Source organism: Streptococcus infantis, from assembly GCF_019929665.1.
In the GTDB taxonomy this organism is placed as follows: domain Bacteria; phylum Bacillota; class Bacilli; order Lactobacillales; family Streptococcaceae; genus Streptococcus; species Streptococcus infantis_H.
This window is the reverse complement of sequence record NZ_JAHZPZ010000002.1, coordinates 337298-358195: the sequence shown is the minus strand read 5'-3', so window position 1 is coordinate 358195 and position 20898 is coordinate 337298. Positions and strand designations below refer to the sequence as shown.

Annotated in this window: 21 protein-coding genes and 1 pseudogene; 15 read left to right on the top strand and 7 right to left on the bottom strand. The window is 37.1% G+C overall.

Annotated elements, in window-relative coordinates; genetic code table 11:
• From mraY to glnA, 4 genes are all read left to right on the top strand, one after another.
• Entirely contained in the window at window positions 1-981 is a 981-nt protein-coding gene (gene mraY, locus K1I61_RS05115; RefSeq protein ID WP_223333704.1) for a phospho-N-acetylmuramoyl-pentapeptide-transferase, read from the top strand.
• Window positions 982-1112: 131 nt separating this feature from the next.
• Entirely contained in the window at window positions 1113-1634 is a 522-nt protein-coding gene (locus K1I61_RS05110; protein ID WP_223333702.1) for an FUSC family protein, read from the top strand.
• 82 nt (window positions 1635-1716) lie between these two features.
• Complete coding sequence (gene glnR / locus K1I61_RS05105; protein ID WP_000659542.1) at window positions 1717-2073, top strand: transcriptional repressor GlnR; 357 nt, start codon at window positions 1717-1719, stop codon at window positions 2071-2073.
• Between the two features lie 35 nt (window positions 2074-2108).
• A complete protein-coding gene (gene glnA, locus K1I61_RS05100; protein WP_004251784.1) occupies window positions 2109-3455 on the top strand; it encodes a type I glutamate--ammonia ligase in 1347 nt (448 codons plus the stop codon).
• Window positions 3456-3544: 89 nt separating this feature from the next.
• On the opposite strand, the gene K1I61_RS05095 is transcribed toward glnA, so the two are convergent.
• Complete coding sequence (locus K1I61_RS05095; protein WP_029689678.1) at window positions 3545-3682, bottom strand: hypothetical protein; 138 nt, start codon at window positions 3680-3682, stop codon at window positions 3545-3547.
• Between K1I61_RS05095 and K1I61_RS09020 the strand changes: the two genes are divergently transcribed.
• The 4 genes from K1I61_RS09020 (at window position 3629) to K1I61_RS05075 (ending at window position 6873) form a co-directional block, all read left to right on the top strand.
• Window positions 3629-3778 carry a cell envelope gene (locus K1I61_RS09020; protein ID WP_080555153.1) on the top strand — a complete coding sequence of 50 codons (150 nt, stop codon included), beginning with the start codon at window positions 3629-3631 and terminating at the stop codon, window positions 3776-3778. The two genes, K1I61_RS05095 and K1I61_RS09020, sit on opposite strands and share 54 nt — an antisense overlap.
• 431 nt (window positions 3779-4209) lie before the next feature.
• Window positions 4210-5424 carry a restriction endonuclease subunit S gene (locus K1I61_RS09015; RefSeq protein ID WP_223335810.1) on the top strand — a complete coding sequence of 405 codons (1215 nt, stop codon included), beginning with the start codon at window positions 4210-4212 and terminating at the stop codon, window positions 5422-5424.
• 56 nt (window positions 5425-5480) lie between these two features.
• Window positions 5481-6278, top strand: a complete 798-nt coding sequence (psrA, locus tag K1I61_RS05080; RefSeq protein ID WP_006147894.1) for a tyrosine-type DNA invertase PsrA — start codon at window positions 5481-5483, stop codon at window positions 6276-6278.
• On the top strand, window positions 6265-6873 hold the full coding sequence (locus K1I61_RS05075) for a restriction endonuclease subunit S (protein ID WP_223333700.1): 609 nt from the start codon (window positions 6265-6267) through the stop codon (window positions 6871-6873). The genes psrA and K1I61_RS05075 overlap by 14 nt, the downstream gene beginning before the upstream one ends.
• Here K1I61_RS05075 and K1I61_RS05070 read toward each other — a convergent pair.
• The 3 genes from K1I61_RS05070 to hsdR are packed head-to-tail and all read right to left on the bottom strand — an operon-like array spanning window position 6821 to window position 12177.
• The gene (locus K1I61_RS05070; protein ID WP_223335807.1) at window positions 6821-8368 is read right to left on the bottom strand and encodes a restriction endonuclease subunit S; all 1548 of its coding nucleotides are present in this window, start codon (window positions 8366-8368) and stop codon (window positions 6821-6823) included. The genes K1I61_RS05075 and K1I61_RS05070 overlap by 53 nt on opposite strands.
• On the bottom strand, window positions 8368-9831 hold the full coding sequence (locus K1I61_RS05065; protein ID WP_000029046.1) for a class I SAM-dependent DNA methyltransferase: 1464 nt from the start codon (window positions 9829-9831) through the stop codon (window positions 8368-8370). The genes K1I61_RS05070 and K1I61_RS05065 overlap by 1 nt, the downstream gene beginning before the upstream one ends.
• A gap of 12 nt (window positions 9832-9843) precedes the next feature.
• Window positions 9844-12177: an EcoAI/FtnUII family type I restriction enzme subunit R gene (gene hsdR / locus K1I61_RS05060; protein WP_006147897.1), complete on the bottom strand. Its 2334-nt coding sequence runs from the start codon at window positions 12175-12177 to the stop codon at window positions 9844-9846.
• Window positions 12178-12531: 354 nt separating this feature from the next.
• On the opposite strand from hsdR, the pseudogene K1I61_RS05055 reads away from it, so the two are divergent.
• The 7 genes and pseudogenes from K1I61_RS05055 to dnaJ form a co-directional block, all read left to right on the top strand.
• Window positions 12532-12750 (top strand): annotated as a pseudogene (locus tag K1I61_RS05055) (DUF2812 domain-containing protein); the annotation flags it as partial.
• Window positions 12751-12771: 21 nt separating this feature from the next.
• On the top strand, window positions 12772-13284 hold the full coding sequence (locus K1I61_RS05050; protein WP_223333696.1) for a DUF2812 domain-containing protein: 513 nt from the start codon (window positions 12772-12774) through the stop codon (window positions 13282-13284).
• Between the two features lie 161 nt (window positions 13285-13445).
• The gene (gene hrcA, locus K1I61_RS05045) at window positions 13446-14480 is read left to right on the top strand and encodes a heat-inducible transcriptional repressor HrcA (protein ID WP_045763634.1); all 1035 of its coding nucleotides are present in this window, start codon (window positions 13446-13448) and stop codon (window positions 14478-14480) included.
• A 26-nt stretch (window positions 14481-14506) separates the two neighbouring features.
• Window positions 14507-15022, top strand: a complete 516-nt coding sequence (gene grpE, locus K1I61_RS05040) for a nucleotide exchange factor GrpE (RefSeq protein ID WP_223333694.1) — start codon at window positions 14507-14509, stop codon at window positions 15020-15022.
• A gap of 261 nt (window positions 15023-15283) precedes the next feature.
• The gene (gene dnaK / locus K1I61_RS05035; protein WP_006151653.1) at window positions 15284-17107 is read left to right on the top strand and encodes a molecular chaperone DnaK; all 1824 of its coding nucleotides are present in this window, start codon (window positions 15284-15286) and stop codon (window positions 17105-17107) included.
• A 298-nt stretch (window positions 17108-17405) separates the two neighbouring features.
• Window positions 17406-18038 carry a DJ-1/PfpI family protein gene (locus K1I61_RS05030; RefSeq protein WP_223333692.1) on the top strand — a complete coding sequence of 211 codons (633 nt, stop codon included), beginning with the start codon at window positions 17406-17408 and terminating at the stop codon, window positions 18036-18038.
• Window positions 18039-18236: 198 nt separating this feature from the next.
• Window positions 18237-19373 (top strand): molecular chaperone DnaJ, encoded by a 1137-nt coding sequence (gene dnaJ / locus K1I61_RS05025; RefSeq protein ID WP_223333690.1) that lies wholly within the window; start codon window positions 18237-18239, stop codon window positions 19371-19373.
• Between the two features lie 69 nt (window positions 19374-19442).
• Here dnaJ and K1I61_RS05020 read toward each other — a convergent pair whose 3' ends face one another.
• From K1I61_RS05020 to K1I61_RS05010, 3 genes are all read right to left on the bottom strand, one after another.
• On the bottom strand, window positions 19443-20084 hold the full coding sequence (locus K1I61_RS05020) for a hypothetical protein (protein WP_223333688.1): 642 nt from the start codon (window positions 20082-20084) through the stop codon (window positions 19443-19445).
• 83 nt (window positions 20085-20167) lie between these two features.
• A complete protein-coding gene (locus tag K1I61_RS05015) occupies window positions 20168-20455 on the bottom strand; it encodes a hypothetical protein (RefSeq protein ID WP_004251799.1) in 288 nt (95 codons plus the stop codon).
• A 9-nt stretch (window positions 20456-20464) separates the two neighbouring features.
• The gene (locus K1I61_RS05010) at window positions 20465-20875 is read right to left on the bottom strand and encodes an HIT family protein (protein WP_223333686.1); all 411 of its coding nucleotides are present in this window, start codon (window positions 20873-20875) and stop codon (window positions 20465-20467) included.
• Window positions 20876-20898 lie beyond the last annotated feature (23 nt).

Below are 20898 nucleotides of genomic sequence, written 5' to 3'. Positions count from 1 at the left end.
ATGCTAGTTTCTATCTTTCCTGGAATCCTTACTTTTGTTCTTACAGTGGTAGGAATTCCAGCTTTTATCCGTTTTTACCGTAAAGCACAGATTACTGGTCAACAGATGCATGAGGATGTTAAACAACACCAGGCAAAAGCTGGGACGCCGACAATGGGAGGAATTGTCTTCCTCGTAACAAGCGTTTTAGTTAGTTTAGTTCTTGCACTTTTAACTAATCAACTAACCAACAATGTTGGAATGATACTCTTTATTCTCGTTTTGTATGGTTTGGTTGGCTTCTTAGATGATTTCCTCAAGGTTTTTCGTAAAATCAATGAAGGGCTCAATCCTAAACAAAAGCTCTTGCTTCAATTAGTAGGAGGAGTTATCTTCTATCTCTTTTATGAAAGAGGAGGGGATGTCTTAAATGTATTTGGGTATCCATTGCACTTAGGCGCTCTTTACATTTTCTTTGCTCTCTTCTGGTTAGTTGGTTTTTCAAATGCTGTTAACTTGACTGACGGAATTGATGGCTTGGCAAGTATTTCAGTGGTGATTAGTCTGTCTGCCTATGGAATCATTGCTTATGTACAAAACCAATTGGATATTCTCCTAGTGATTCTTGCCATGATTGGTGGTCTTCTTGGTTTCTTTGTCTTTAACCATAAGCCTGCTAAGGTATTCATGGGAGATGTCGGAAGTCTTGCTCTTGGAGGGATGTTGGCCGCTATTTCTATGGCTCTGCACCAAGAATGGACGCTACTTCTGATTGGTATAGTGTATGTTTTTGAAACAACATCTGTCATGATGCAAGTTGCCTACTTTAAGTTGACTGGAGGAAAACGTATCTTCCGAATGACACCAGTTCATCACCATTTTGAGTTGGGTGGGTTTTCTGGTAAAGGCCAAGCCTGGAGTGAGTGGAAGGTCGATTTCTTCTTCTGGGGAGTGGGCTTGCTTGCCAGTCTCGTGGCCTTGGCTTTCATGTATTTATTCTAAAATAGAATATCGAATTGAAAAAGAGAAGGGTTTATTCCCTTCTCTTTTTAGTTCTTATTTTCTTCATTTGACGAATCCTTTTCTCAAAAAAGTAAAATTATGATAAAATGGAAAAAAAGAAAGATGAAATGATGAGTTATTTTAAAAAGTATAGATTTGATAAAAACAAGTTCAAGTTGGGGATGCGCACCTTTAAAACAGGAATCGCTGTTTTTTTGGTCCTCATGATTTTTGGTTTTTTTGGATGGAAGGGACTTCAGATTGGAGCTCTTACAGCCGTTTTTAGCTTGAGAGAAGACTTTGATAAGAGTGTCCACTTTGGGACATCTCGTATCTTAGGGAATAGTATCGGTGGTTTTTATGCGCTGATTTTCTTTCTCTTGAACAACTTTTTTCATGGAGCCTTTTGGGTAACTCTCCTTGTGGTTCCGATATGTACCATGTTAACCATCATGACAAATGTTGCCATGAACAATAAGTCGGGAGTCATTGGGGGAGTTGCAGCTATGCTGATTATTACCCTATCAATTCCGAGCGGAGAGACTGTTTTGTACGTGTTTGCTCGAGTTTTTGAGACTTTTATGGGAGTTTTTGTAGCAATTCTAGTAAATTATGATATTGATCGCTTGCGGAGTCTCATACAGAAAAAATAAAATAATGTCACAAGATATGACATTAACAATTGACGATTGATTTTTTTTAGACTATAATAGACAGAAAGAAGAGGAAGTGCACATGAAGGAAAAAGAATTTCGTCGCAATATGGCAGTTTTCCCCATTGGTAGTGTTATGAAGCTGACCGATCTTTCGGCGCGTCAAATTCGTTATTATGAAGATCAGGAGTTGATAAAACCTGATCGAAACGAAGGTAACCGCCGGATGTATTCTTTAAATGATATGGATCGGTTGCTTGAGATTAAGGACTATATCTCTGAAGGTCTGAACATTGCTGCTATCAAGAAAAAATATGCCGAACGTGAGGCGAAAGCCAAGAAACCAGTTAGTCAAACTGAGGTTCGTCGGGCCCTTCGGAATGAAGTTCTTCAACAAAGTCGCTTTGCTTCTCAACAATCACCTTTTGGTCGCGGTTAGGCAACCGCAAATCGTCATATATAAGGAGAAAAACCATGCCAATCACAGCTGCAGATATTCGTCGTGAAGTTAAGGAAAAAAATGTAACCTTTATCCGTCTCATGTTTTCAGATATTTTGGGAACAATGAAAAACGTCGAAATTCCTGCTACAGATGAACAACTAGACAAGGTCTTGTCAAACAAGGCTATGTTTGATGGATCTTCTATTGAAGGGTTTGTTCGTATCAATGAATCAGATATGTACTTGTACCCTGACCTGGACACATGGACTGTCTTCCCTTGGGGAGATGAGAACGGTAGTGTTGCAGGATTAATCTGTGATGTCTATACAACAGAAGGAGAGCCATTTGCTGGAGATCCTCGAAGCAACCTTAAACGAGCTCTTCATCACATGGAGAAAGTTGGATTCAAATCTTTCAACCTTGGTCCGGAACCAGAATTCTTCCTATTTAAGCTTGATGAAAATGGAGACCCAACTCTTGAAGTAAATGACAAGGGCGGTTACTTTGACTTGGCACCTACTGACCTTGCCGACAATACTCGTCGTGAGATTGTGAATGTCTTGACCAAGATGGGATTTGAAGTAGAGGCCAGTCACCACGAAGTTGCCGTAGGTCAACATGAGATTGACTTTAAGTATGATGAAGTTCTTCGTGCATGTGACAAGATTCAAATCTTTAAACTTGTTGTAAAGACAATTGCGCGTAAACATGGTTTGTATGCAACCTTTATGGCTAAACCTAAATTTGGTATCGCTGGTTCAGGAATGCACTGCAATATGTCCTTGTTTGATGATGAAGGGAACAACGCTTTCTTTGATCCAAATGATCCAAAAGGAATGCAATTGTCAGAAACAGCCTATCATTTCCTTGGTGGTTTGATCAAGCACGCCTACAACTACACAGCTATCATGAACCCGACAGTTAACTCATACAAACGTTTGGTTCCAGGCTACGAAGCGCCGGTTTACATCGCTTGGGCTGGTCGTAACCGTTCACCGTTGGTGCGCGTTCCTGCTACTCGTGGAATGGGAACTCGTTTGGAATTGCGCTCAGTAGACCCAATGGCAAATCCATATATCGCAATGGCTGTTCTTTTGGAAGTTGGTTTGCACGGTATTGAAAACAAAATCGAAGCACCAGCGCCAATCGAAGAAAACATCTATATCATGACTGCAGAAGAGCGTAAAGAGGCTGGTATCACAGATCTTCCATCAACTCTTCACAACGCTTTGAAGGCTATGACAGAAGACGAAGTGGTTAAAGCAGCTCTAGGTGAACACATCTACACTAGCTTCCTTGAAGCCAAACGAATTGAATGGGCAAGCTATGCAACCTTCGTTTCACAATGGGAAATTGATAATTATTTAGACCTTTACTAATAGAGAAGAAAGATTGTCTGAGGGTAAGCAGTCATACAGCAGTCTAAGCAATCGAATACTTATAACCCCTAAATTAGCGATTTCGGTCGCTATTTATTTTTCGAAAAATCCTCTTGATTCTTTTGCAAATTAAATCTATCATCAAACGTGTAGAAGAAAACCAAGGAGTCATTATAGAAAAATTCAATTTTGAAAACAATATCGGGAAAGAAAACAAACTGCCTCAAATCGAAATCTACAAGCTCACTAACTTTTGCAAGCTTCAAAATTACACATCTGTAAATATTTTTTTGAAAGATATATTTGAACCTATAGTGAATTGAGACTAGAATAGTACACTGCATCTGCTAAAACATTTCTAGAAATTAATTTAACTTTCCTAATCGATTTGTTCACATCTTATTTCAATCTACTATATTATCCCAATAAATGATGATGGCGATCGTTTTGTTTATGCTTGTCGATTTTTGAATCTTGAACGACCAGAAGAATATTTCTGCCGAGGTTGCTAAACGAAAAAACCTGAAAATATTGAATTTTAGGACGAACAACTATAGGCAGAAAAAGTGGAGGTTTTGAATATTCGTTTGGAAGTAAAAAATTAAACTATCTACAATCTCATCAACAATAAACCTATTTTAACTCCATTATCTATAGGCGTATTTTTACGCCTTTTTATATATTTGAAGCACATAAGAAACATTATGAGAAGTTTGCTGATGGAAGCACTCAAGAAATTGATGTTCCTTATGATATTCCTGATAGTTGGGAGTGGAGGAGGATAAATAATGTATTAGATGTCCGAGACGGAACTCACTCTACACCTAAATATGTTAACAAAGGAGTACCTCTATTAACAAGTAAAAATCTAGTAGATGGCAAGCTTGTCAAAGAACCATCAAAACTTATTAGCATTGAAGACTCTTTGGAAATTAATAAACGTTCAAAAGTTGATAAAAACGATATTTTATTAGCAATGATTGGCACAATAGGAAATCCCGTTCTTGTACCGAAAATCAGTTACGACTTTTCTGTTAAAAATATAGCTATTTTTAAAAATATGAACAGCTTAAATATGAAGTATATCTATTTCTTTATTGTATATCATACTAATGAATTGAAAAAGAATGCTTCTGGTGCAGTGCAAAGTTTTGTATCTTTAACTAGACTAAGAAATATCATTATCCCTCTCCCCCCACTATCCGAACAACAACGAATAGTAGAAGCAATCGAATCAGCTTTAGAAAAAGTAGATGAATATGCTGAAAGTTATAATAGACTAGAACAGCTAGATAAAGAATTTCCAGATAAACTAAAAAAATCTATTCTTCAATATGCTATGCAAGGAAAATTAGTTGAACAAGACCCAAATGATGAATCAGTCGAAGTTTTACTTGAAAAAATACGAGCAGAAAAACAAAAACTCTTCGAAGAAGGCAAGATTAAAAAGAAAGATTTAGAGATTTCAATTGTTTCCCAAGGAGATGATAACTCTTATTATGAGGAAGTACCAAATACTTGGCAACTTTTTAAATTAAAAAATTTATTGCAATTGGATAATGGAACTAAACAACAAAATGAACGTCTTATTTATTGGGATGTAAAGACTTTACGAGGGATTAAGGATGCTGAATTTAAAGAAAAAGGCAATAAAGTACATTCAAAAGATACAGTAATTCTTGTAGATGGAGAAAATTCAGGAGAGTTATTTATAATACCTCATGATGGATATATGGGGTCAACGTTTAAGAAAATTCACTATCTAGAAGCTGGGTCAAAGAAATATATAGATTTATATATAGACAGTAAAAAAGAACTTTTAAAAAATTCAAAAACTGGATCTGCGATCCCTCATCTTAATAAAACATTATTTAAAGAACTTATAGTCGCCCTTCCTCCAATCCAAGAACAAAAACGTATATCAAGTAAAATCACTCAAATATTCTCACAAATTAATCGACTAATTTAGTATAATAGTTTTACGTGCGGTGGAATTTCTATCAAACATAAGATAGGAGTTTTACGTTGAAAGATTTTGAATTACATTTGAAGAAAGATGGTTTAGCTGAAAATACTGTGCGTTCGTACCTTTATGGTGTTCGATTTTTCTTGGAGAATTACGAACTCAAAATGGAAGATTTATTTGAATACAAGGGATATTTATTAGACAATTTTAAACCTAAAACTGTCAATTTGCGACTACAAGGAGTAAATAAATATCTGGTCTTTATTGGTCATGATGATTTGAAATTAAAATTTGTCAAAGTACAGCAAAAACCGTTTTTAGAAGATGTCATTAGCCATGCTGATTACCTTTTTCTTAAACGTAGTTTGAAAAAAGATGGTATTTTAAAATGGCATTTTGTCGTTTGGTTTTTAGGTGCAACTGGGGCTCGTGTAAGTGAACTTATTAAACTAAAAGTAGAGCATGTAGAAATCGGTTATTTTGACATTTACTCAAAAGGTGGTAAAATTCGTAGACTGTACATTCCTAAAAAATTAAGAAATAGTTGTCTTAGTTGGTTAGAATCAGAAAATCGCCGAAGTGGTTATTTATTTTTGAATAAATTTAACGAACCAATTACAGCAAGAGGAGTTGCTCAACAGTTAAAAAATTATGCAGATAAATACAAAATGAATTCTAAAGTAGTCTATCCTCATTCTTTTAGACATTTATTTGCTAAGAATTTTTTAGCGAAGTATAACGATATTGCTTTGCTAGCAGATTTGATGGGGCATGAAAGTATAGAAACTACTCGAATTTATCTAAGAAAAACAGCTACCGAACAACAAAATATTGTAGATAAAATTGTTAATTGGTAAAAAAATAACAGGTGGTCAAATTGACTATCTGCTATTTTTTTGTGATTATGGCTCTTATTATGAGCAGTTACCGAGAAACTGGATGCTTTCAACTCTAGACAGCGTCTCCAATCTCTACACTGGAAATAGTATTAACTCTACTGAAAAGAAAAAATATTTTTCTGGAGTAGATGGGATTAATTATATTGCTACCAAGGATGTCAATTTTGATAATACCATTAATTATGATAACGGCATTAGAATTCCCGATAACTATTTGTCAAAATTCAAAATTAGCTATTTCAATTCTGTATTGCTGTGCTTAGAAGGTGGCAGTGCTGGACGCAAAATAGGACTGTTGAAACAAGATGTCTGCTTTGGTAATAAGTTGTGCAATTTATCATTTTACTACGGAGAAAATAAATTTCTTTATTATTTTCTTCAAAGTCCACAATTTTTAAGTGATTTCCAAAAAAATAAATCTGGAATAATTGGAGGTGTTAGTAAAAATAACTTGGGGAACATATTGATTCCTGTATTACCTAGGAATGAACAAATGCGTATTACTCAGGGAATTGACTTACTTTTTCAAAAAGTTTCTCAACTTTCTGAGTAATAAGTTCCTGTACCTCAAAAGGAGCTAACGGAATTAATAGCTCGCTCAGTGTAGTTTTAGAAATATTATATAAAGCTTGACCTGATAGTTTAGTTATTGATTTCAATTGTTTATAAAATAACGGAGAGGACAAGTTAAATAATAGAAATTTTGAAGTAATCTCTGAACTTTCGAATGGTGTTAATTGGAAAATAAATCCACCAGCCACAACACCATCATAATCTTTATCGATTCTTGCAAACTTTCCAATATGTTCTAAAGAGGTTGATACAGGTGTTATTAGCTGATTATGTTTTAAATAAACTTGCTCAGAGGAGATGAATTGTGTATCAATGTAGTAATCATTATCTAAAAGAGAAAATTCTAAAGGCTTAATATTACCACCACGTATAATTCTAACACCTTTATTATTAATGCTTAAATCGCCCTTCTTGTAAGAAAGACCTGTATTTATTGAAAAAATATCTTTTATTTTTATAACAACCCAATTCATAGGTATATTCCCATAATAAGAGTTATCATCTCCTTGGGAAACAATTGAAATCTCTAAATCTTTCTTTTTAATCTTGCCTTCTTCGAAGAGTTTTTGTTTTTCTGCTCGTATTTTTTCAAGTAAAACTTCGACTGATTCATCATTTGGGTCTTGTTCAACTAATTTTCCTTGCATAGCATATTGAAGAATAGATTTTTTTAGTTTATCTGGAAATTCTTTATCTAGCTGTTCTAGTCTATTATAACTTTCAGCATATTCATCTACTTTTTCTAAAGCTGATTCGATTACTTCTACTATTCGTTGTTGTTCGGCTAGCGGAGGGATAGCAATTAACAATAGATTAAAATTATAATCATTGATTGCAGGATAACTTGTTCCAGTAGATTTATTATTAACACGATTGATAAAATTATCTGATAATAAATAATATTTCAAATATGTTTCGTTAAGTAAAGTATCCAAAACAATAAATGCTGTACTAGCTATCAAATACTCTTTAAGTTCTCTAACTACAGCAATATTTTTTAGATATGGTCTAACTGTTGAAAATAAGACACTATTCTGCGAAACTAATTTTCTAGCACGGGAAGGAGCTTGTTCAGGTGAAAGATATTGTAGATTTTTATAGTTGATTATATTCTTTTTTCTATCAATACTAGACGTATCTATATACCTAAAGAATTTCTCTGGCTTATTTTGCCCAAAATTCCAATAAATTGATTTTATCCTCACCCACTTCCAATTCTCAGGAATATCATAAGGAACATCAATTTCTTGAGTGCTTCCATCAGCGAACTTCTCATAATGTTTCCCATCATCACCACGAAATATCTCGGTTTCCTTTTTATCTCGTTTGATTTTTCCTTCACTGATAAGTTTTTCTTTTTCAGCTTTAATTCTCTTTAACAATTCACTTGCAGGTTCGTCATTGGGATTTTGCGGCACTAATTTCCCTTCCATCGCTCTTTGGAGAATGCTTGCTTTAAGTTGTTCTGGTGTCATTATTTGTCCTCCAACAACTGCAAAATATCAGCTAATACATTATCAATCTTATGATTTAAAGTTGCTCTTTCCGCTTGATAATTCTGAATCAACTCAAAGGGATTTAAGATTTCCTCTTCCTCTTTTGGAAAACCACACTGGTCTAAATTATAATTCAACTCAGCCAATTCACTAGGTGTAAATGATTTAGATTTGTAGAACTTACCTTCCAGAATCTCTTCACGATTTTCCCACCAGTCACGAACAGGATTGAAGTGTTCTGACTTCATCGGCTTAGTTTTCGAGAAATTTTTATAACCATCTGGCATATCTAAACGATAAAACCAAGTTTCTTCTGTTTTCTTTGTTTTATCAAAGAAAAGAATGTTCGTATGGATTCCTGTATACGGTGCAAAGACACTATGAGGCAACCTAATAATCGTATGCAAGTTGAACTCATCTACCAGTTTTTGTTTCAAGCGAGTTTTTACACCTTCACCAAATAGAAAACCATCAGGTAAAATAACTCCAACACGACCATTTTCTTTCAAACGATACATAATGACAGCCATAAATAAATCAGCCGTTTCAGAACTCCGTAATTCTGCTGGAAAGTTATTTTTTATTGTTTCTAATTCTGACCCTCCAAAAGGTGGATTCATCATAATAATGTCAAATTTTTCATCATCCGTATATTCACGAACATTTTTCTCCAAAGTATTTCCATGAACAATTTTAGGGTCATCGATTTCGTGAAGAAACAGATTTGTAACTGCTAAAAGATGAGGAAATGCTTTCTTTTCAATACCAAAAACAGCTGTATTATATTTTTTGGTATCTTCACTAGTTTTACGTTGACTACTTAAACGGTTCAGAGTCGAAGTTAAGAAGCCTCCTGTTCCGCAAGCAAGGTCTGCCATTGATTCTCCAAGCTTTGGGTCAAGAACTTCGGCGATAAAATCAGTCGCTGCACGTGGCGTATAAAATTCTCCTGAGTTCCCAGCATTTTGAATATCTTTAAGAATTTTTTCGTAAATATCATTAAACGAATGACGATCTTCAGGGCTATTGAAATCAACTTCATCAATAACATTGATGACTTGGCGTAACAAGACGCCATTTTTCATATAGTTGTTCGCATCTTCAAAAGCTGATTTAACAATCGTTTTTCGAATAGGCATATTTGAAGTTATTTCAAGCTCTTTCAACTCTTTGAATAACTTGTTATTGACAAAATCAAGTAATTCATCGCCTGTCAATACCCGTTCCCCATTTTGAGCATGAGCCCAATTCCGCCATTTTAATTCCTCTGGGATAATTGACTCATACTCGTCTTCTTCTAATTCCCAAACCATTTCACGGCTATCATAAATTTTTAAGAATAATAACCAAGACATTTGCTCAATACGTTGAGCATCACCATTAACACCAGCATCGTTTCGAGTGATATCTTGAATTCTTTTTACAAATGATGTAATTGACATACTTTCCTTTCATTAAGCTACTGTAAATAGCTCTTTCTCCAATTCTTTAATTGCTTGTAAATATCGTTTTTTATCTCCAAAATAAGTATTGATGATTTTGAAGGTTCCACCATATATCTGAAATTCTGGAAGTTTTAATGTTTCAATGCTTTCGAGTTCTCCAATACCTTTATCCATGTATTTGTCCAGTAAAATTTCCAAAACAGCACGCGCTTCCTCACTATATTTATATAAATATCCGCTTTGTTTGAGTTTATTGACACGTTCCGTTTTGGTTAATTCTTTTTGACCATAGGCAAGTTTTAGGAGTAAATCAAAATCATCGATTTCTTGTTCTGATATTCCCTCCGACTCTCGAATAGCATCTAGATAAACTCCTTTTTTATAAAGTTCGTCTAAGATAAGCTTCTTTTTATCCGCCGTATGCCAAACTGTGATAAAATCGTTCAAAGTGGCGTAGCTACCTAAGATGTTCTTCCGAGTGTAGTCGGTCAGGCTTTCGGTAATCAGTTTCCCATTTTCGTCCAATACTTGAACAGTAGAATTAAGAATGGTAACCTGCTTATCTGTAACGATATATTTTTCTACTGGGTCACCACCTTCGTTTACAAAACCAGGTGTAGTACCATTGTTTGTTTTTGCGCCCGTTTCCAGAACCTTCACTGGTTCACCATCAAAATCAGGGTCAGCAAACAAATTGGTAACATTTCGAAAATCAATAATCGTAAAAAATTCTTTCCCCTTTTGAGGATAAAGACGTGTGCCACGACCAATAATTTGTTTAAATTCAGTCATGGATTGGATATTAGAGTCTAAAACAATCAAACGACATGTTTTAGCATTAACTCCTGTCGTTAATAATTTAGATGTTGTTACAATAGCGGGAAAATTAGAATTGACATCCATAAAGTTATCCAGTTGAGCTTTTCCTTCAGCGTTGTCACCAGTTACTTGCATGACATAACGATAGTCTTCTTGGACTAAGTCTAGATTCTCTTTTACAAGCGCAGCACGCATTCGCTCGGCATGGTCAATATCAACACAAAAAACAATTGTCTTATCAAATCGTGCATTGTTTTGCTTCATATAATCAGAAACAAACTTGGCAACTCTTTGCGTTCTATCATCAATGACAATGGTTTTGTCAAAATCTTTCCTGCCGTAGTACCTATCTTCTATTAATTGTCCGTTAGTATCAACTTTTCCAGTTTCTGGACGATAACCATCCACATCCACATCTAAATTAACCCTCATAACACGATATGGAGCCAAAAAACCATCCTCGATTCCCTGTTTTAAACTATAAGTATAGATTGGCTCACCAAAGTATTCCATATTGGAAGCATTCTTGGTTTCTGTAGGAGTAGCGGTCATCCCAATTTGTGTAGCAGAACTGAAATAATCAATCACCTTGCGCCAGTTACTGTCTTCCTTAGCTGAGCCACGGTGCGCTTCATCAATTATGATTAAATCAAAGAAATCTTTGTCGAACTTTTGATAATGTGTTTCAGTTCCATCTTCACCAGTTAGTTGCTGATAAAGCCCCAGATAAATTTCAAAAGAATTTAATTTTTCAGGAGCAGTCAAAAGTTTTGGTGTAATTTTCGTCATTACCTTTTCGAATGGCTTAAAGTCTTCAGCCATCGTTTGGTCTACTAAGATGTTTCTATCCGCTAAGAATAAAACTCGTTTAGCCAAACCAGCTTTTCGAAGGCGATGAATAATTTGAAAAGCCATGAACGTTTTCCCCGTTCCTGTTGCCATCACAAACATTACTCGTTTTTGTCCTCTGGCAACTGTTTCAATAGTACGGTTGATAGCTATTTGCTGATAATAGCGTGGCGTTTTCATTGAGAAGGCGTCTGTATAGTATGGAGTTGAGATAGCTTCTGTAATTTCGTACGTCAATCCTTTTTCCTTCGTCATACGAGAAAATAATTCTTCACGAGTAGGGAATTCGTCTAACTCCAGTTCACGTTCTTCTCTCGTGATACGGTCGTGTTCAATAAAGCCATCACCATTCGAAGAATAAACAAATGGAACATCTAAAATCTCTCCATATTCAATAGCTTGTTGTAATCCTGCTCGAACGCTGTGTTTATTATCCTTTGCCTCAACAATTGCAATTCGAGTTCCAAATTGGTAATACAGTGAATAGTCTGATTTTTTTCCTTCTTTACGACGAGCCTTATCTCCTCTAACCTCAATTCGACCATCAGTGAAGTATTCTTCGTAAGCGATATGCTCACCATTTTTCCATCCTTTGGATACAATAGCAGGAGTGATGAAATTTGCTTTAATATCCTCCTCACTCATTTCTTTCTTAGACTTTATAAACTCAACCATATTGAACCCTCCGCATTCTAAAAATCTACTTCTCCATAAAATAAACTATCAGAACAAATTATACTTCTATTATATCATATTTATAAAAATACTCTGCTAAATTGTTGAAAATAAGTATACAATATACTTTAGCATCGAGTCAGATTATCTCCGCATAACACCGCTATTTTTCGCTGTTTTCGGCAGGCGACTTATTATCATTCTACAAGCACTTTCAGTCGGGCTGGTGAGCTATTTTTCAAAAATAAATAATCACATTTAAACATTTTGAAAGTATAAAATATCTACATCAGCCGTTCAAAAATTGGCGTAAATTTTACCATAATATTTTTGTTTAAATAAAGATTTTTTTATGTCAAACGGATTTTAACAATGCGGATGCTTCCTGTTTTGCTTCTCTTTTCAGCGCTACTACCGGTTTTCTCAAAGTTGCTCAGTGGAAGAAGTTATTTCAGTTGGGGAATGTTTTTGATTGTTATCATAGACTGTACTTTATTGATAGTTTTCACGATTCAGATTTCTTATATTTTTTGGAGATTGTTTCAAAAGTGGAAAGAATTATCTGATATATAAAACCATTTTGGAGGTTAGACAATGAATAGCAAAGTACAATTTCGAATGTTTACCATTTTTGATTTGGATAAGGTAGAAGATTATTTGCATGAGATGCATTTGAAAGGTTGGAAATTTAAAGCAAATCGTTTTGGCTTTTTCTATTTTGAACCATGCCGACCAGATGATGTGATTTACCGTGTGTGGAATACTAGCTACCTTGGAAAGAATGAGATGGTGTTACAAAGTATTAAGGATAGAGGATGGGAATTTGTGGAAAATTGTTCTTATACTGTTTTTCGAAAAGCAACTTGTGATGTAGATTTAAATGATCATTCTTTCATGGACAATCGTCTTCGGTGGGCTGATGTGAAATCTAGACTTCGTACATCTACAGTTTCTATCTCTGGCGGTCTAGTTATTTGTATGAGCTTGTTTCGAGAAAGTCTCTCTCAATCTTTCTTCCTTATTTTCGCCCTTTATGCCCTCATGATTTCCTATCTAATCTATAGTTTTTACAGACTTAAAAAGAAATATCTTGAGAATGTAGGATGATTTTCTAGGTCCTCAGACCGATTTTTAGCACTCTTGGTAAAAGAGTGCTAATTTTTTGAGTTTTTGTCTTGACATTCTTTTCTAAGGGTGTATAATAGAATCATAAGTTAGCACTTGGATGCCTCGAGTGCTAAAAAGATCTATCAGAGAGGAGTAGCGAGATGGTTACAGAACGTCAGCAGAATATTTTAAATCTGATTATTGACATCTTTACCAAAACGCACGAACCTGTTGGATCCAAAGCCTTGCAAGAGTCTATCAACTCTAGTAGTGCTACCATTCGAAATGACATGGCAGCTCTAGAAAAGCAAGGTTTACTTGAAAAGGCTCATACTTCCAGTGGTCGGATGCCGAGTGTGGCTGGTTTTCAATACTATGTCAAACACTCCCTATCCTTTGACCGTTTAGCTGAAAATCAAGTTTATGAGATTGTAAAAGCCTTTGATCAAGAATTCTTCAAGCTAGAGGATATTCTTCAAGAGGCGACGAAAATTTTGTCAGACTTGAGTGGTTGTACGGTTGTAGCGCTGGATGTAGAACCAAGTAGGCAGAAGCTGACAGCTTTTGATATTGTTGTCCTCGGGCAACATACAGCTCTTGCTGTTTTTACGCTTGATGAGTCTAGAACAGTTACCAGTCAGTTTTTGATTCCGAGAAATTTCTTGCAGGAGGATTTAAATCGCCTCAAGACCATGATTCAAGAACGTTTCCTGGATCAGACTGTTTTGGATATTCACTACAAGATTCGGACAGAGATTCCACAAATTATCCAACGTTACTTCACAACAACGGATAACGTTATGGATCTTATTGAGCATATCTTCAAAGAAATGTTCAATGAAAATATCGTGGTTTCTGGCAAAGTCAATCTTTTGAATTTCGCTAATCTAGCAGCTTATCAGTTTTTTGATCAGCCACAAAAGGTTGCTTTGGAAATTCGAGAGAATCTGATTGGTGACCAGATGCAAAGTGTCCGAGTTGCGGATAGCCAAGAATCCTGTTTAGCTGACTTAGCAGTTATTAGCAGTAAGTTCCTGATTCCCTATCGTGGATTTGGAATCCTTGCGATTATAGGTCCGGTCAATCTGGATTATCAACAATTGGTCAATCAACTCAATGTAGTTAATCGAGTTTTGACTATGAAGTTGACGGATTTTTACCGCTATCTCAGTAGCAATCACTATGAAGTGAATTAAGATTGAAATCATTAAAGGAGGCGAAAATGGCCCAAGATATAAAAAATGAAGAAGTAAAAGAAGAGGAAGTTGTTGAACCAGTAGAAGAAACAACTTCCGAGAAGTCGGAATTGGACTTGGCTAATGAACGTGCCGAGGAATTTGAAAACAAATATCTTCGTGCCCATGCAGAAATGCAAAACATTCAGCGTCGTGCCAATGAAGAACGCCAACTCTTGCAACGCTATCGCAGCCAAGATTTGGCAAAAGCAATCTTGCCATCGCTTGATAATCTTGAACGCGCCCTTGCAGTTGAAGGTTTGACAGATGATGTGAAGAAGGGCTTGGAAATGGTCCAAGAAAGTTTGGTACATGCCTTAAAAGAAGAAGGAATTGAAGAAATTCCAGCGGACGGAGAATTCGACCATAACTATCATATGGCTATTCAAACAGTTCCAGCGGATGACGAGCATCCAGCAGACACCATCGCACAAGTCTTTCAAAAAGGCTACAAACTCCATGACCGTATTCTACGTCCAGCCATGGTAGTTGTTTATAACTAGGCTAAAGAACTTAAAAACCTTGTCCGAAATGACAATAAACTATGAAAGAAAGATAAAAAATTATTCAGCTTTGCAATAGTGAGCGAAGCGAACCATTGGCGATACTCTTCGCCGTGGCGCTATTTACGCAAACTTTGAGACCTTAGGCTCAAAGTTTAGTCAAAGAGATTAACGAAGTTAAGCTCTGACGGCGCCGCCACCTAAGAAGAGTATCAAAAAGAAAAATCAAAAATAGAATATAAAATTTAAGGAGAAAAACACATGTCTAAAATTATCGGTATTGACTTAGGTACAACAAACTCAGCAGTTGCAGTTCTTGAAGGAACTGAATCAAAAATCATCGCAAACCCAGAAGGAAACCGCACAACTCCATCTGTAGTTTCTTTCAAAAACGGTGAAATCATCGTTGGTGACGCTGCAAAACGTCAAGCAGTCACAAACCCAGATACAGTTATCTCTATCAAATCTAAGATGGGTACTTCTGAAAAAGTTTCTGCTAACGGCAAAGAATACACTCCACAAGAAATCTCAGCTATGATCCTTCAATATTTGAAAGGTTATGCTGAAGAATACCTTGGTGAAAAAGTAACCAAGGCTGTTATCACAGTTCCAGCTTACTTTAACGATGCTCAACGTCAAGCAACTAAAGACGCTGGTAAAATCGCTGGTCTTGAAGTAGAACGTATCGTCAACGAACCAACTGCAGCAGCTCTTGCTTACGGTTTGGATAAGACTGACAAAGAAGAAAAAATCTTGGTATTCGACCTTGGTGGTGGTACATTCGACGTATCTATCCTTGAATTGGGTGATGGTGTCTTCGATGTATTGGCAACTGCAGGGGATAACAAACTCGGTGGTGACGACTTTGACCAAAAAATCATCGACTACTTAGTAGCAGAATTCAAGAAAGAAAATGGTATCGACTTGTCAAACGACAAGATGGCTCTTCAACGTTTGAAAGATGCGGCTGAAAAAGCGAAGAAAGACCTTTCTGGAGTGACTTCAACTCAAATCAGCTTGCCATTTATCACTGCTGGTGAGGCTGGACCTCTTCACTTGGAAATGACCTTGACTCGTGCTAAATTCGACGATTTGACTCGTGACCTTGTGGAACGTACAAAAGTTCCAGTTCGCCAAGCCCTTTCTGATGCAGGTTTGAGCTTGTCAGAAATCGACGAAGTTATCCTTGTCGGTGGTTCAACTCGTATCCCTGCCGTTGTAGAAGCTGTTAAGGCTGAAACTGGTAAAGAACCAAACAAATCAGTGAACCCTGACGAAGTTGTTGCTATGGGTGCTGCGATCCAAGGTGGTGTTATCACTGGTGATGTCAAAGACGTTGTCCTTCTTGACGTAACACCATTGTCACTGGGTATTGAAACAATGGGTGGAGTCTTCACAAAACTCATCGACCGCAACACAACAATTCCAACATCTAAATCACAAGTCTTCTCAACTGCAGCAGACAATCAACCAGCCGTTGATATCCACGTTCTTCAAGGGGAACGCCCAATGGCAGCAGATAACAAGACTCTTGGACGTTTCCAATTGACAGATATCCCAGCTGCACCTCGTGGAATTCCTCAAATCGAAGTAACATTTGACATCGACAAGAACGGTATCGTATCTGTTAAAGCTAAAGACCTTGGAACTCAAAAGGAACAAACAATCGTTATCCAATCTAACTCAGGTTTGACGGACGAAGAAATCGACCGCATGATGAAAGATGCAGAAGCAAATGCTGAAGCAGATAAGAAACGTAAAGAAGAAGTTGACCTTCGTAACGAAGTAGACCAAGCTATCTTTGCGACTGAAAAGACAATCAAAGAAACTGAAGGTAAAGGCTTCGATGCAGAACGTGATGCTGCACAAGCTGCCCTTGATGATCTTAAGAAAGCTCAAGAAGACAACAACTTGGACGAAATGAAAGCAAAACTTGAAGCATTGAACGAAAAAGCTCAAGGACTTGCTGTGAAACTCTACGAACAAGCCGCAGCAGCGCAACAAGCTCAATCAGGAGCAGAAGGCGCACAAGCAACAGGAAACGCAGGCGATGACGTCGTAGACGGAGAGTTTACGGAAAAATAAGATGCAAAGCCCGTTAAAACCTCACAGTGAAAATAGGAAATCTGACGCAGAAACTTTAGTTTCTAGAAAGATTTACACCTAAAGGTAGCCATATCTGTAATTCGCTAAAGCGAAAACAGCTACGTCTCTTTTTCACCAAGAGGTTAGGGCGTGCTCGATTTAATCCGAAACTCAATTCAGCCTTACTAGTTCAAAAACAAAGTATAATCGACTTTGTTTTAGAATGTCGTAATGATAGGAAGAAATCCAGAGGTTGCAACCCAGCCTCTGTTTTTCGGTAAAATAGAGGATGTTGCGTATGAAAAAAGTACTTTGCTTGATTTATCCTAATTTTTCTCTTTATGAGATAACTGCTTTAACGAGTACTTTAGCTCTGTCTTTTGACATCACGATTGATTATGTAGCTTCTGAGCATTCGATGGTGGTCTCTGAGGATGGTTTGCCCTGTCAACCGACGAAAACATTGGATCAAATCCGTATAGAAGAGTATTCTTGTGTGATTTTGCCCGGAATGGTTAACATTGGACCTGCTCTACAGGATGAGAAATTGATTTCGTTTTTGAGGGATCTTGGTGAGCAAGATATCCTAATTGCAGCCATTTCTTCAGCGCCTCTTTTATTAGCGAAAGCAGGTCTGTTGAAGGACACGAAATTTACAGGTGGAATTTGGCAAAATTTCTTTGACTATTTTGAATTTCTTCCACGTGAGAATTTCCAACCGAAAGTTCTTGTGCAAGATAAACAAATCATTACGGCTATCGGTTTTGCACATCAAGAGTTTGCTAGAAAAGTGATTCTAAGTTTAGGGCTGGCAGAGAGTACGGACAACTATTTTAAAGAACAAAACGAGTATGCAGAAGAGGATTTGATATTTACTCTATCAGATGAAGAATTTGATCAAGTGAAGCAGAGTATAGAAAACAGCCTCTAAAGTTTTACATGAAAATAATAGAAAGGAACAAGTGTGTTCAGGAAATTGAACACGAGTTCTAAAGTTTCTTACTCAATATGAAAGAAAGGAATTGAACCCGACCTAAATTCTCGGAAAAAAGATAAATCTGTCTAGGAGCATCGCTCCTGCGTCAGATTTCCTATTTTTCAGTCGAATTTTACGGTCTTGGTATCTTAAATGAACAATACTGAATTTTATGACCGTTTGGGCGTTTCAAAGAATGCATCTCAAGATGAGATCAAGAAAGCCTATCGGAAATTATCTAAAAAATATCACCCAGATATCAATAAAGAGCCTGGTGCTGAGGAAAAGTACAAGGAAGTTCAAGAAGCCTATGAGACTTTGAGCGATGAACAGAAACGGGCAGCCTATGACCAATACGGTGCGGCTGGAGCCAACGGTGGCTTTGGTGGTGCAGGCGGTTTCGGTGGCTTCGATGGTGCAGGCGGTTTTGGTGGATTTGAAGATATCTTCTCAAGTTTTTTCGGCGGAGGCGGTTCTTCTCGCAATCCAAACGCTCCTCGTCAAGGTGATGACCTCCAGTATCGCGTCAATTTGACTTTTGAAGAAGCCATCTTTGGTACTGAAAAAGAAGTCAAATACAATCGTGAATCAAGCTGTCGTACTTGTAACGGATCAGGTGCTAAACCTGGAACAAGTCCAGTTACTTGTGGACGCTGTCACGGTTCTGGTGTTATCAACGTCGATACTCAAACACCGCTTGGTATGATGCGTCGCCAAGTAACCTGTGATGTCTGTCATGGTCGCGGAAAAGAAATCAAAGATCCATGTACAACTTGTCATGGAACAGGTCATGAAAAACAAGCCCACAGTGTCCATGTGAAAATTCCAGCAGGTGTCGAAACTGGTCAACAAATTCGTCTAGCTGGTCAAGGGGAGGCCGGATTTAACGGAGGACCTTATGGTGACTTGTATGTCGTTGTTAATGTTGAGCCGAGCGATAAATTTGAGCGTGAAGGAACAACTATTTTCTACAAGTTAAATCTCAATATTGTCCAAGCAGCCCTTGGAGATACAGTAGATATTCCAACAGTTCATGGGGATGTTGAGTTAGTCATCCCAGAAGGAACGCAGACTGGCAAGAAATTCCGCCTACGTGGTAAGGGAGCACCGAGTCTTCGTGGTGGTGCTGTTGGTGACCAATACGTCACTGTTAATGTCGTGACTCCAACAGGTTTGAACGATCGCCAAAAAGCAGCCTTGAAAGAATTCGCAGCTGCAGGTGATTTGAAAGTCAATCCAAAGAAAAAAGGCTTCTTTGACCATATAAAAGATGCCTTTGAGGGAGAATAAAACAAAAGAGCCATAAGGCTCTTTTTTGTTTGTAGTTAGTATCGGAGAAAAGATTCTCTGACTGATCTGCTATTGATATTTTTGAATGAGCAAGCCGGCTTTATCCATTTCCTGGATGAGTTGCTTGATTTCCGCTTCTTTGCCAGGTTTCACAGTTACAGTATCAATGTGCTTAATCGCTGAATTATCCTGGATATCCACCAAGGTCAACGCTTTTTCATAGAATGCGATTCCCTTTTTCATGCTTTCCGGATCGTTCAAAGTTAGAATTGTGTAAGAAGAATGTGATTTCTTTCCGTTTTCTCGGAAATACTTCTCGCCTTCCTCCTCTAAAAATTGTATTAAACCATGATTGAACAAGTTATCCCCTACTTTATAGTAAGAAATATCTCCTGTCTGTAGAACATAGACTTTGAGTCGATTTTTAGTGAGGTTTGGACTTTCTTTAAGGACAGGGTGGCTATTGATAACCTCATCTGAAAAAGTCACATAAAAATCCAAGCCTCCCCCCTCGTATTGATAGTGTCCGTTTGATTCAACTTTCTCAGGAGGCAGGTCAAGGGAGATAAAGATTTGTTTTAAGGTTTCATTTCCTTCTCGAATGTCACTTGATGAGGCCTTGAAAAGATTGGCCACAAGTAGAAAAGCTAGGGTTACAAAAAGACAGAAGCAACCAGAAATAATCAAGATGACTTTTAAAAACTGTTTCATGTTTAGTCCCTCCCTTTTCTGTTAGGAGCTGGTAATCCAAGATGGATTTAAGGGGATATAAGGAAAGTTGGATGCTTTCTTTTTTAGTTTTCTTCAGTTTCTCGTAGTTCTTTTATGACAGCAAGTCTTGCTTGGAGGTCTTTCTCTAAGACTTTAAATTTGTAAGTGAGGTCTTCTTGATACTCTTTGATGACTTCTTTTTGTTGATTGATAATTTGTAAGCTATTTTGGATAACATCTAAATCGCCTTTGATTGCTTCAACGCGATCAGTTGTATCTAAAACTTCTTCAGTGATAACTTCACGATTTTTAACGAGGAGGTAAGATCCGACTGCTGATCCAGCAAAAAGTAGTAAATTTGATAGTTTCATAGGAACTCCTTAAGCGTTTTTGATCGTTTCAGCGACTTGGGCAAGTTTGTCAAAGTCAGGTTCATGGGCAACAAAGTCAATTTTTAGGTCATCCTCGGCACCATAACGAGGAACGAGGTGGACATGGGTATGGAAAACGGTTTGTCCAGCTACCTCTTCGCAGTTGGTAATGATATTCATACCCTTGGCTTTAGTAGCAGTCATGACTTTTTGTGCTACCAATGGAACCTTAGCAAAGAGTTGGCTAGCGCTCGCAGCATCCATTTCTAAAAGGTTGCGATAGTGTTCTTTAGGTACGACCAAGGTATGACCAGGTGTTACTTGAGAAATATCAAGAAAGGCAAGGACTTGCTCATCCTCATAAACTTTGGCTGCAGGGATTTCTCCTGCGATAATCTTACAAAAAATACAATCTGACATAAAAACCACCTCTAGTGTATTGA